This window comes from Kitasatospora sp. NPDC127067, assembly GCF_042724755.1.
Classification (GTDB): domain Bacteria; phylum Actinomycetota; class Actinomycetes; order Streptomycetales; family Streptomycetaceae; genus Kitasatospora; species Kitasatospora lactacystinica.
This window is the reverse complement of record NZ_JBHXEM010000104.1, coordinates 19,843-31,778: the sequence shown is the minus strand read 5'-3', so window position 1 is coordinate 31,778 and position 11,936 is coordinate 19,843. Positions and strand designations below refer to the sequence as shown.

9 protein-coding genes are annotated in these 11,936 nt (G+C 68.0%); 6 read left to right on the top strand and 3 right to left on the bottom strand.

The features are described from left to right. Nucleotides 1–316: 316 nt before the first annotated feature. The 6 genes from ACFWJ4_RS31215 (at nucleotide 317) to ACFWJ4_RS31190 (ending at nucleotide 9,529) form a co-directional block, all read left to right on the top strand. Complete coding sequence (locus ACFWJ4_RS31215; protein WP_380549904.1) at nucleotides 317–2,656, top strand: ATP-binding protein; 2,340 nt, start codon at nucleotides 317–319, stop codon at nucleotides 2,654–2,656. A gap of 12 nt (nucleotides 2,657–2,668) precedes the next feature. Continuing rightward, nucleotides 2,669–4,330: a DEAD/DEAH box helicase family protein gene (locus ACFWJ4_RS31210; RefSeq protein ID WP_380549901.1), complete on the top strand. Its 1,662-nt coding sequence runs from the start codon at nucleotides 2,669–2,671 to the stop codon at nucleotides 4,328–4,330. Nucleotides 4,331–4,343: 13 nt separating this feature from the next. After that, complete coding sequence (locus tag ACFWJ4_RS31205; protein WP_380549898.1) at nucleotides 4,344–4,961, top strand: hypothetical protein; 618 nt, start codon at nucleotides 4,344–4,346, stop codon at nucleotides 4,959–4,961. A gap of 154 nt (nucleotides 4,962–5,115) precedes the next feature. After that, a complete protein-coding gene (locus tag ACFWJ4_RS31200; RefSeq protein ID WP_380549895.1) occupies nucleotides 5,116–6,750 on the top strand; it encodes a PIN-like domain-containing protein in 1,635 nt (544 codons plus the stop codon). Between the two features lie 688 nt (nucleotides 6,751–7,438). Beyond that, complete coding sequence (locus ACFWJ4_RS31195; protein ID WP_380549892.1) at nucleotides 7,439–8,707, top strand: ATP-binding protein; 1,269 nt, start codon at nucleotides 7,439–7,441, stop codon at nucleotides 8,705–8,707. A 210-nt stretch (nucleotides 8,708–8,917) separates the two neighbouring features. Continuing rightward, complete coding sequence (locus ACFWJ4_RS31190; protein ID WP_380549889.1) at nucleotides 8,918–9,529, top strand: DUF5994 family protein; 612 nt, start codon at nucleotides 8,918–8,920, stop codon at nucleotides 9,527–9,529. A gap of 67 nt (nucleotides 9,530–9,596) precedes the next feature. On the opposite strand, the gene ACFWJ4_RS31185 is transcribed toward ACFWJ4_RS31190, so the two are convergent. The 3 genes from ACFWJ4_RS31185 to ACFWJ4_RS31175 form a co-directional block, all read right to left on the bottom strand. Next, the gene (locus ACFWJ4_RS31185) at nucleotides 9,597–9,842 is read right to left on the bottom strand and encodes a hypothetical protein (RefSeq protein ID WP_380549886.1); all 246 of its coding nucleotides are present in this window, start codon (nucleotides 9,840–9,842) and stop codon (nucleotides 9,597–9,599) included. A gap of 55 nt (nucleotides 9,843–9,897) precedes the next feature. Continuing rightward, complete coding sequence (locus tag ACFWJ4_RS31180; protein WP_380549883.1) at nucleotides 9,898–10,389, bottom strand: DUF5994 family protein; 492 nt, start codon at nucleotides 10,387–10,389, stop codon at nucleotides 9,898–9,900. Between the two features lie 155 nt (nucleotides 10,390–10,544). Beyond that, complete coding sequence (locus tag ACFWJ4_RS31175; protein ID WP_380549880.1) at nucleotides 10,545–11,750, bottom strand: PP2C family protein-serine/threonine phosphatase; 1,206 nt, start codon at nucleotides 11,748–11,750, stop codon at nucleotides 10,545–10,547. Nucleotides 11,751–11,936 lie beyond the last annotated feature (186 nt).

The window sequence follows — 11,936 nt, the reverse complement described above, 5'->3', positions numbered from 1 at the left end:
CCTGACCCTCGATGAAGATCAGGATGATGGGAAGATCGCGAAGCGGGTCTCGTTTGGACCGCCGATCAGCGGTCAGTTTTCACCCGTCGCCGACAGCCGTCGCGACTGGTCATGAAGGTAGGGGCGCGAGGTGGGCGGCGCCATGTATCTGGATCTTTGTATCCCAAGTTTCGACGGCGCCGACTACTGTTGGGCGCACGATGACGGAAGATCTCCGTGACCGGGCCCGCCCAGCCACAAGTGCCGCGTGGTGGCCGAGCGGTGGCTTGAAGGGGTCTTCCCCAGGGTGGGATCAGGACAAGGACGGACGCAAGGGATGACCGAGGGCCAATACATCAATGTCATGCCCCACCCGCGGATCCTGGGTGTGCTGGGCGACATTGAGTTCTCGCACTGGCAGTGCCTGGCCGAACTCGTCGACAACTCCTTCGACGAGTTCCAGTCCGCCGGCGAGACCAGGGACCGGCCCTCCGTCTCGATCTCCCTTCCAGCCGCCAACTCCCAACGCGCCACCGCCGAGATCACCGTCCGGGACAACGGGCGCGGCATGAGCCTGGAAGCCGTGACCAACGCCATCAGCGCGGGTTGGACGAGCAACGGCCGGCACGGTTCACTCGGCCTGTTCGGCATGGGCTTCAACATCAGTACCGCCCGCCTCGGGCGACGGACCACAGTGCGCACCAGCCGGGCTGGCGATCCCGACTGGATCGAGGTCACCCTCGACCTGGTGAAGATTGCCGACTCCGCCCAGTACCAGGCTCCGTACCGTCTGGTGTCCAAGAGCAACCCCGATGAGCACGGCACCACGATCACCATCAGCGACCTCAAGCAGGAGCAGTACACGACGCTGTGCCGTCCTCAGACCCAGGCCGTGATCAGGGACAAGCTCGGCGACGTCTACAGCTACCTTCTGCACACCAAGAGCTTCTTGCTCACGCTCAACGGGAAGAAGGTCAAGCCGCGGCTGCCCTGCGTCTGGGACGAGAAGCGAACCGTCACCCGTCAAGGCGTCGAGATCCACGCCGTCCAGAACATCGAACGCGAGCTGAGCCCCAAGAAGGCCTGCATGGTGTGCGGCTACTGGAGTTCGGCCGATGCCGAGCGCTGTGAGGAGTGCGGGCAGGACCGCTTGGAACTCAGGGAGCGCAGGATCTGGGGCTGGATCGGCATCCAACGGTACGTTCACCGCAGTGACTACGGCCTGGACTTCCTGCGCAACGGGCGCAAGATCCTGCTCAAGGACAAGCGAGTCTTCTACTGGCAGGACGAGGACAGCCTCGTGGAGCAGGAGCTCGAGTACCCCATTGACTCGAAGACTCAGATGGGCCGGATCGTCGGCGAGATCCACTGCGATCACGTCGCGCCCAACTACCAGAAGACCGCTTTCGAGTTCGAGACCGCCGAATGGCGGCAGATTCTGAGGGAAGTGCGCGGTAGCAGCCCCCTACGACCGACGATCGCCAAGAGGCTCGGACTGCCGGAGAACCGGAGCGCGCTCGCCCTGCTTTACACGGGCTTCCGCCGCCAGGACCCGGGGCTCAACTACCTGATCCCGGGCGATGGCCGTACAGCTCTCCACGACAAGGCCTTGCGCTGGGCCGAACTGATGAGGTTGGGCGACCGCGAGTACCAGACCGACGAGGTCTGGTACCGGGCCGCGTACCAGCACGACAACCCTGTCTCGGTGGAAGCGCCCCCCGAGAACGACGAGATTCTGCCCGGATTCGGGCCCGATCTCCTCAAGCCCGAGACCACGCCGGCGGCGGGTACCGGGCAGATCGCAGAAGCGAAGGCCGGAGGCGAGGAAGCCGGGGACGACACCGTTCCCGTGGAGACGATGGAGCAGCGGCTTCAGCGTTACCGCGCCAACGCCGAGGCCTTGGTGGACTTGGGAGGCAAGTACTTCCTCGAGGATCTCGGCCACATCGAGCTCGTGGCTTGGGCGGTTCGAGGCCAGACGCTGGTCAGCAGTGACGGCCGCACCGCCCCGGTGGTCGTGTCGATGGTCCGGGCCCCTCGTCTCGAGGTCTTCATCAACACCGGGCACCCGCTCTTCAGCGAGAACGGCGCTGATCTGCGGGATCTGGCGCTGGTGGAGGTCGCGGAGTTCATGCGGGTTCGCGCGAACAGCCTCTCGATGCCTCTGACGGAGATCATCGCTGGGCTCAAGGCCCAGACCTCCAGCCCGAGGCTGACCGCAGCCGCGATGGCGGAGGAGTCCGAGCGTCTGCTGGACCAGGTGCGCGGAGCCATGGCGACACCCGTAGCAGAGAATCCGGCCATCCACTGGTTGTTGCTGACGCAGGAAGAACGCGCGAGGTCCGAAAGGAAGTTCGCGGTTCAGTCGGGCGGCGAGTTCTCATGGAACGACGCGCTCACCAACGGAGACTTCATCCGCTATGCGCCGGCCAGCGCCGTGATCCGTATCATTCAGGAGACCCCGGACAGCTTCCTCGACGGCCGAGTCTTCAAGCGCGGATACGTCTCCCTGAGCGACCCCGAGGCGAGGGCTCTCGTCGTGGAGCGGCTGATCAACCCGTTGAGCGATCTGGCGCTGCTCGAGCAGCACCGACCGCGCCTCGACGTGGACGAGATGGCCCGGTTCCGCATCAGCTGCCGTCTGATCGCCCGCGAACTCGTGATGGACAACAACTAGAGGCAGCTCCACATGTCAGGATTTCTGGACGCGGCCTCTCTACTGGACGTTGGTCCCCTGCAGTTCCCACGCCAGATCGAGAGACTCCTGTGGCATTTGGGGTTCTCCGACGTGTCCAACATCGACGGCTCGGGGGACGAGGGGGGCGACGTCCTCGCGCGGCTCAGGGGCGAGACCTGGGTGGTTCAGTGCAAATGGAGACGGAGCGGGCCAGTCGGGGCCGCCGCGGTGGAAGAGGTCGCTCGAGCGCGCGACAGCTATCGAGCCCACCGTGCCGTCGTCGTCACCAACACTCGGTTCAGCTCTGAAGCCCGCCAACGAGTGGTCAGCCTCGCTCGCCTGGGCCCCGCGATAGTGCTTTGGGGTGGCGCGGACCTGGCCGCGAGTTTCGACCGTGTACCCGAGCGAATCACGCGGGTGATTCCGCGGCCGTATCAAGCCGAGGCATTGGAGGCCCTCGACTCGGACCTCGACGCCACCGGTCGAGCGCTCCTGGTCCTGGCCACGGGCCTGGGCAAGACCGTTGTCGGTGGAGAGGTGATCGCCTCTCACCTGACCCGCAATCCCAGGGACAAGGTCCTGGTCGTGGCGCACGCCAAAGACCTCGTGCAACAACTGGAGCGGGCGTTGTGGCGGCATCTCCCGAAGGAGGTGCCCACCCGGCTTCTCACGGGGGACAGTCGACCGAACGATCTCTCAGGTCTCACCTGCGCGACCGTCGGATCAGCGCTGAACGCCGCGCGCTTCGGCTACCGCCCCGGGCTCGTCATGGTCGACGAAGCCCATCATCTCGGCGAGGAAGGCCAGTTCGACGAACTCCTCGATGTGTTGCGCGAAGCCCGGCACCTGGGTGTCACCGCGACTCCATGGCGCGGCGACAAGCACGACATCACCCAGCAGCTCGGACCCACCAGCTTCAGCCTCGGCATCGAGGAGGGCATGCGGCGCGGCTATCTGGCGCAAGTCGACTACCGGCTGTTCGTCGACAACGTCGACTGGGACATCGTGCGCGATGTCAGCGAGCACGAGTATGGCCTCGCCGAGCTCAACGCCAAGCTCTTCCTGCCTCAGCGGGACGAGGCGGTCCGTGACGAACTCGCCGCAGTTTGGACGACGACGGCAAATCCCCGCGCCATCGTCTTCTGCCGAACGATCGAACACGCCGAACGCCTTGCCGAGCTGCTGCGGCGCACCCCGTTGTGGTCCGGCGCGCTCGCGATCCACGCCGGCCTCGCGAAGCGGGAACGGCAGAACCGGCTCCTGGCCTTTCGCGCCGGTGAGGTGCCGATCCTCACATCGGTCGACATCCTCAACGAGGGCGTCGACGTTCCGGATGTCAACATCCTCTGCTTCGCGCGAGTGACCCACTCCCGCCGAATCTTCGTGCAGCAACTAGGCCGAGGCCTTCGCCTACGGGAAGGGAAGGACCGCGTCATCGTTCTCGACTTCGTCAGCGACCTCCGCCGTATCGCGGCCGCCCTCAAGCTCAAGCGAGCGCTGGCCGGCGACGGCCGGATCGAAATCCTGCCGACGGTCGCCCCATCGAGGATCGGCTTCAGCGATCAGCGGGTGGCCACGCTCATGGACGAATGGATCAAAGACGCGGCAAGCCTCGAGACGGCCTACGACGAACACCGCCTTCAGTTTCCCACCGCCCTCGCACCCCGGGAGTGACTCCGTGCCCGCTATGCAGCTGCCCGCCGCCGTCCGCGAGCTCCTCCTGCTCGAGATCTACCAGCAGGCGAATGACCTGGACTGGGAGTTTCTGAGCAATGGAGAGAAGACAGCCCAGTACCGGAAGTGGATCGAAGACCCCAAGGTGGGCGGTGTCCTCCTCGCCTATGGGCCGGAGAAGGACGCCCGTGTCTGGATCAAGGACGTTCCCATGAAGGAGTACGGCCGCTCCCAGGAGGGCATCGGTCACTACGTCCGGTACGCCGTGAATCGCTTCCGAGGACCCGAGGAGATCGTCCACGCCGCTTGTGGCGAGGGCTGGAGCGTAGCGCCAGAGTCGGTCGGGGAGAAGCCAAACCATTGCTATGCCACGAATGGCGAGGTCAACCGCTACGTGTGCTGGGGGCGCACCGGCACCTTTCGGGACCTCATCTGGGCAGCCATCAACGAGGCCATCGGGGCGAAGCAGCGTCCAGTCATAGTCGTTACCACTCGTGACGGTGAGACCATTCCAGCAGTCGAGCGTCTGCGCCAGATCGAGGTCGCCGACCACTGCGGAGTCAGCATCGCGCACCTGCACCGAACGATGATTCAAAACCCCGACTACGCGGGAGCGTCTCTGGAGGGGTGATCGTTGCCGCGCCGTGTCCCTTGCGGCGCGCGTTCTGTTAGCAGATGGACTGAGGCATGGTTCGGCGGCGATCGCTCGTCCAGCCAGCCAGCCAGCCAGCCAGCCAGCGGGCCGCCCTCAGAGGTTTCGACCGGGGCGGTGAGGGATCAAAGTGATGATCTCCGCGATCTTCACCTGTCGTGGCGGGCTCGCGGAGTGGGGGAGGCTTGTGATGGCAGGGGTCAGCCATGCTTCGGTGGGCGGCGGCTACGGCCTTTTTGACGGCTTCGAAGGTTACCGCACGCCCTCGAGAGAGGACTACCGAAGGGTTCTTTCCGAGGGAATCATCGCCTTCGATGCCAACGTATTGCTCAATCTCTATCGGTACAATGAGGAGACCCGAGACTCTCTGCTCTCCATCATGGGAGTGCTGGGAGAACGGTTCTGGGTTCCACATCAGGCTCTGAACGAATTCTGGCGCAATCGAGAGTCTACGCTGAACACGCCGACGGATAAGGCGAAGGAAGCGGTAACCGCGCTCGAGAAGGCTGGGCGCGCGGCGGCTGACGCGATTTCGTCCTGGGTCAAAAACGTCGCCCTGCCAGAGGAACGGCACGCCGAGATCGCCGATCAGCTGGCCGGTGCCTTTGAGAAGGTTCGGCGCGTAATCCTGTCTCAGGCTGAGAACGACACCGTCCCGCGCGCCCGAGACACCAACCAGGACCCGCTTCTTTCCAGGCTTTCATCGGTACTCGCGGGCCGCGTGGGAGCTCCCCTGCCTCCGGAAGACCACGCCGTGGCACTGAAGGAGGCCAAGCGTCGGGCCGAGGCCGAAGAGCCGCCGGGCTATATGGACTATAAAAAGACAGGGGACCTCGTGGCTGGCGACTACCTCGTGTGGGAGCAGTTGCTGAGGGAGGTGGAACGCCGGAAATGTGACGTGCTCTTCGTGACCAGTGATGTCAAGGACGACTGGTGGCGAAAGTGGCGAGACGACCTACGCGGCCCGAGGCTCGAACTCATGGCAGAACTTCGCTCTCGCACACAGCAGCAGCTGTTCATGCTGCAGCCCAAAGAACTGCTGAAGCACGCGGACGCTTTGCAGGGCGTACAGGTCAGCCCGGAGTCCGTGGAAGAGGTGGCGCGCGTCGATCGGCTGCCCGACGCGGTGTCGAATCGTTCGGACGGCACGGCCAGCCTGGCAGGGCAGCTCCCCGCAGAGGTCCACGAACTCATACTGATCGAAATTTACCGCCAGGCCCACGAACTGGACTGGGATTTTCTGACGAATTCGGAGAAGGCCGGCCAGTACCGCCAGTGGGTCGAGGACCCTCGGGTGGGTGGTGTTCTCCTGTCCCACGTACCGGAGCAGAGCGCCCGCATGTGGATCAAGGATGTCCCTATGAGGGACTACGCCCGCTCCCAAGAAGGGGTCGGCCGGTACGCCCGATACGCGGTGATGCGCTTCCGGGGACCGGAGGAGATCGTGCATTCGGCATGCGGCACCGGATGGGAGGTGGTTCCGGACTCCGTCGGCGAGAAGCCCATGCACTGCTACGCCACCGATGGGACCACGACGCGATACGTCTGCTGGGGACCCACGCAAGACTTCAAGAACCTCGTCTGGGCGGCCCTCAACAGCGTCGGCGAGTCGCGGGAACGGCCGGCCGTGGTGATCACCACCCGTGACGGAGATACCGTTACGGCCACCGCCGATCGTGAGGAACAGGCGCAACTGGGCGAACGTTCGGGAGTGGACCTAAGTTACCTTCACCGCAGCATGATCGAGAATCCTGACTACGTAGGGTGAGAGGGCGATCTGTGGCCCGCTCTCTCGGAGGCTGGCGAGCAAAGCATGTCGGCCTGGCGTATTCGGCGGAGTCGCTGATCGTCTGAGGCGGAAAGAAGGAGCCGCATGGGTGGCGAGTGGCGCGACGAGGAGTATCACGGCATCGGTCTGTCGAGGTCGTCCCCAGTGCGAAATCGTGCCAGATCCGTGCCAGAACGGGTGAGGGACGACGGGCAACGGCGGTCAGGGCCGACCATCGATGGGTCGGGCTATCCCGGTATCGGTGCAGGTCAAGGGCACTTCGCGGGCCGGAAGCCCAAAGATTCCCAAGCTTAGAGCGCGAGTTCGATTCTCGTCGCCCGCTCCAGTGGTAAAGCCCCAGGTCAACGACCTGGGGCTTTCGCGTTGTCCGGGCCGGCCGCGGCGGGGCCGCCCTGGAGGCTGCGGGGGGAGCCGGTCGCATGGCTGCGAACGCATGTGCCATGTGCGGGAGTTGACGTTCGTCATGCCTCCGGGTGATCACCGTGGCGATCGACGGAGCGTTCCGGGTGGAGCGTGTCCGGGCGGTCGTGTCCGGAGCCGGGCGGCGCCCGCCTCGGTGCGCACCGGCCGTGGTCGTCCGCCCTGGCGAGCGACCGGGCCGGAGTCGGCCGATGATGGAAGTCCAGGGGCGCGCGACGTTCGAGAGCGGCGTATGCGAGAGCGGCGTATGGCTGTATGGCATGTCCGGGACTTCACTCCGGACGACCTCGAAGCGATGGTCCGGCTCGACGCCGAGAGCGCCACCACGGATCGCGCGGCCGCCTTCCGTCTCTCCGACGTGGTCGCCGCGTTGCAGGCACGGAATCCGAGCGTCGTCGCGGTCGCGGACGGACATCTGGTGGGCGCGGCGGTGGGCCGGGTGGACGGGGACCGGGCATGGGTGCTGCGCATCGCCCTGCACCCCGCCTGGCGGAACCTGGGCATGGGCACGGCCCTGCTGTCCGCGCTGGAGCACCGTCTGCGGGACGCCGGTGCCAGGATCGTCGCGGCGTTGCTGCCCGATGAGGAGACCGGCGCCACCGCACTGGTCAACTCCGGATTCCAACCCCATCGGGGGCTCACGTACTTCGAGAAGTCGGAGGCCGTCAGCGCCCAGGGCGCGACGGTCCTGGCGATGCTGGGCGCGGTCATGCCCGAAGCCCGTCTCTGGGAGCGGCTCACGGGCATGGCCGACGAGAAGCGGCTCATCGAACGGCGACTGGTGCTGCCCCTGGCGAACCCCGAGCTGGCGGACGCCCACGGAGTGGAACCGCCGCGCGCGGTCGTGCTGTTCGGTCCGCCGGGCACGGGCAAGAGCACGTTCGCCAAGGCCGTGGCCGGCCGGCTCGGCTGGCCGTTCATCGAGATCTTCCCCTCCCGGCTCGTCTCCGAGGACGGGCTGGCCACCGGACTCAGCCGCCGCTTCGAGGAGGTGGTGCAGCTCGACCACGTGCTGCTCTTCATCGACGAGGTCGAAGAGGTCGCCGGGACACGCAGCCTCGCCGCCCCCGCGTCGGTCGGCGTGGTCAACGAACTCCTCAAGTCGATCGTGCGGTTCCGTGACCGCGACGGCCGGCTCCTCGTCTGCGCCACCAACTCGGTGGCCGCGCTGGACCCGGCGTTCCTGCGCCACGGCCGGTTCGACTACGTCCTGCCGGTCGGGCCACCCGACGCCACGGCCCGCGACGCGCTGTGGGCCGGCTACACGGCGAAAACGGGTACCGCCGCGGACACGGCGGTCCTCGCGGAAGCCAGCGAGGGCTTCACTCCCGCCGACATCCGGCAGGTCGCCATGGCGGTCGCCCAGAGCACCTTCGAGCGCACGCTCGACACGGGGGAGCGGACCCAGCCCAGCACCCAGGACTATCTGGACGCCATCCACCGCACCCGTCCGACCGTTTCCGAGGAGATGGCCCGGGAGTTCGCCGACCAGGCGGTCCGCTACGGGCGCGTCTGAGGGGCCGCCCCGCCGTACCCCGGCGTCCTTCCGCAGGCGCCGGGCGGGAACCCGACCACCGCGACATGCCGGGTTCGGAGTGGACCGAGAGTAACCTGGACAGTACCGAAGGCACTTCGCATGCCGGCACCCGGATACTGGCGTCGTCTCCGGCGAACGGCAATGCCGGACCCGGCCCCGCGGGCCGGGCCCGGAGACAGGTCCTTGATCATGGCCACGACGCTCGATCGTGCGACGACGCCTCGCGCCCCGGAACCCACCGTACGGCTCTCCCTCGCACCTCGTGGTGCGCGGCCCGGCCGACTCGACGGAGCCTGGTGGCCCCGCTCGCGTGATCTTCTTCTCGAACTCCCCGCCCTGGCCGCCGAAATCGACGAGCGGTGGGGCCGGATCACCCGGATCACCGTGAACCCCGCGCAGTGGCCCGTCATCCCCCGGCGCATCCCGGTCACCGGGCACACCGTCCACGCGGGCTGGTTCACCACCGAGCAGGACGAGCACACGGTCGCGGTGTTCTCGTACGCCCCGCGCCGGCTGAACCTGCTGGTCGTCCCGCCGGAGACGGATTCCGTCGATGCCGCCCGGCTGATGTCGGAGGCGGCCGACCCGGCCGACATCCGGATCGCGAGCGACCTGATCGCCGCGGAGACGGGCGGCGGTGCGGCAGAGCGGCAGCCCCGTTCCGACTTCCTGCCGTCGGCCCCCGCTCCCTCCGGCGGTGCCGGTGAGGCCGGCAGGCGGGCGGATGTCGCCCGGAACAGGGCCGCCTCCTGGCCGGTACCCGCGTCATCGGCGTCATCGGCGTCGTCGTACCGGTCGTAGCACCGGCCTTCGCCCCCGTCCCTCTGCGCCGGAACCGCACGGGGGAGGGGGACGACGCGGATCGCCGTCAGTACTCGGCGCCTTTCCGCAGGTAGCTGCCCACGACCTGGAGCCACGCCCCGGGGCCGAAGCAGACCTCGATCCGGTACGGCGTGTCCTCGAAGACCCGCAGGACGCGCAGCGCACCACTCGGATGCAGGTCGTACTCGAAGGTGACGCCGTCCGCACCGTCCTCGTACTGCATGTCCAACGGCCCCTTCGACGGCTCCGCCGGTGCCCGGGCGTCGGCCGAGAGCTTCACGTAGACGGACATCTCCCCGTCCCGCCTTTCCTGTCTGTCCGAGGAGCCAGGCCCGCGGGACCGTCCCTCAGGACGCCTCGCCCGGTGGCTCGGAGCCGATGCCGGTGGCGACGAGGATCTGCCGAGCCGAGTCGCTTCCGCCGGCCTTGACCGCGCGGGCCATCGCGGCCAGCGCCGCCTCCTGGCTCGCTTGCGGGGGGACGACCAGCAGGCTGAAGTGATCGTGGTCGCCCCGTGTGACGATCACCGTGTCGTCGCCGACGGGGAACCGGTCGATGTGCACCGACCGGCCGTCGACGACCAGCCGGGCCGGTACGTCGTCCCAGGCCGCCGTGTCCAGCCCGACCCTCGCCACCGGGCCGAGGTGTTCGGTCAACGCCCTGACCAGGCCAGGGAGTTCGACGCCGACGTCTCGTGAACGCGGCCACCACGCGCCGTCGAGTATGCCTTCGCGCGACTGTGTGGTCTCCAGGCGCAACAGGACCGTCCCCGGCCGCGCGGCCTGCCGGAACCGGTCCGGCAGAAGGCCCGGGAACGCGGCACCGGCTTCGTCCGACATGGCTCGCCACCTATCCGCGGACGCGGCCCAACCCCACCGAGCGAGGGGCGGGCCCTGGGGGAGCGGCGGCACGGGCCGCTCCGACATCCCCACGGTACTCCGCCCGCACCGGGTCGGCCCGGCCGGTCATGAGAGCCGAGGTGGGGGCGGCCCGCTCAGCGCCACTCGATCAGGAACAGGGTCGCGTCGTCGCTCGTCCGCCCGCCCCGCTTCTCCTTCAGGACGTGGGAGAGCGCGCGCACCACGGCCCGCACCCCGTCCTGCGAGCGCTCGACGAGGTTGACCCAGTCGATGAGCTGTTCCTCCCCGAACTGCTCCCCGCCGGCCTCGCGCTCCTCGACCAGGCCGTCGGTGAAGCACAGCACCCGGTCACCGTGCCGCAGCACCCGCTCGCTGATCACCGGCTCCTCACCGCCGAAGCCGACCGGCAGGGTGGTCTCGCTCTCCAGCCGCTCGACGACGACGTGGTCGCGGATCAGCAGCGGTTGGGGATGGCCGGCGTTGACCCACTGCAGGTGGCCCGTCGCGGTGTCCAGGCGCATCATCTGCGCGGTGACGAAGTGGTCCGGCCCGAACTGCTCGGCGACGGCCCGGTCCATGAACGCGTAGATCTCGGCGAGTCCGATGTCGGCGCGCCGGGCGTGCCGGTACGCGCCGATGGCCACGGTCGCCATGGTCGCGGCGTCCAGCCCGTGGCCCATCGCGTCGATCGTGGCGACGTGCAGGAGGCCGTCGTTGAGCGCGTAGTCGAAGCTGTCCCCGGCCACCTGGTAGGCCGGTTCGAGGATGCCGGCCACGGCGACCTGCGGAACGGACAGCGACAGCGGTGGCAACAGCGACCACTGGATCTCCGCGGCCACGCTCATCGGTTCGAGGCGCCGGGCCTGGAAGATCCTGTCGGTGTAGCCGCTCTTGGTGACCAGCAGATCGGCGACCAGGGCGGCGAGGCGCCGCAGCAGCCGCCGGTCGCCCTCGTCGACCGCGTCCAGGGTGAGGGCCAGAACCCCCACCTCGTCGCCGCCGTCCAGCAAGGGCAGGTACATCCGCACCCCGTCGGGCCGCGGCTCCTCGACGGCGACACCGCGCAGGAAGGCCGCACCCGCGGGGGAGCCGTCGATCGGCACCGGCTCCCCGGCGGCCAACCCCCGCCCCGGCAAGGGCGCCAGCACCAGCTGGCCGTAGTCCTGCAGCAGGAGCGCCGGGTCGCGGCCGCCGAGCCCGCGCACCGCGGCGGCGACCAGCGGGGCGATCAGCTGGGGCGGCAGCTCATGGGTCTGATCGAGCAGCGTGCCCAGCAGACGTTCGTCGTGCCCCTCCGGCCGGTCCGGTCGCCCGGCGCCGGACTGCTGCTCACCGCTCATCGCTGTTCACCGCTCATCCCTGCCCGCCGCCGCCCCTGCTCGCGCCGCCGTTCTGCTCCCGCGCGGGCACTCGACACCGGCTCGATCGACCCCGGCACCCCGGTGCAGTCCGCCGGGGCGGGTCCTTCCATTACGCCCGACGACGGGGCATCGCGCCCTCCGGCCACGTCCCCCTCACGGGTGGCC

Bases quoted from the DNA above. Each gene is read 5' to 3' on its own strand.
- ACFWJ4_RS31180 (WP_380549883.1), bottom strand. From the start codon at position 10,389: ATGTCGGACGAAGCCGGTGCCGCGTTCCCGGGCCTTCTGCCGGACCGG.
- ACFWJ4_RS31190 (WP_380549889.1), top strand. From the start codon at position 8,918: ATGGCCACGACGCTCGATCGTGCGACGACGCCTCGCGCCCCGGAACCC.
- ACFWJ4_RS31205 (WP_380549898.1), top strand. From the start codon at position 4,344: ATGCAGCTGCCCGCCGCCGTCCGCGAGCTCCTCCTGCTCGAGATCTAC.
- ACFWJ4_RS31210 (WP_380549901.1), top strand. From the start codon at position 2,669: ATGTCAGGATTTCTGGACGCGGCCTCTCTACTGGACGTTGGTCCCCTG.
- ACFWJ4_RS31215 (WP_380549904.1), top strand. From the start codon at position 317: ATGACCGAGGGCCAATACATCAATGTCATGCCCCACCCGCGGATCCTG.
- ACFWJ4_RS31200 (WP_380549895.1), top strand. From the start codon at position 5,116: ATGATCTCCGCGATCTTCACCTGTCGTGGCGGGCTCGCGGAGTGGGGG.
- ACFWJ4_RS31175 (WP_380549880.1), bottom strand. From the start codon at position 11,750: ATGAGCGGTGAGCAGCAGTCCGGCGCCGGGCGACCGGACCGGCCGGAG.
- ACFWJ4_RS31185 (WP_380549886.1), bottom strand. From the start codon at position 9,842: ATGTCCGTCTACGTGAAGCTCTCGGCCGACGCCCGGGCACCGGCGGAG.
- ACFWJ4_RS31195 (WP_380549892.1), top strand. From the start codon at position 7,439: ATGGCTGTATGGCATGTCCGGGACTTCACTCCGGACGACCTCGAAGCG.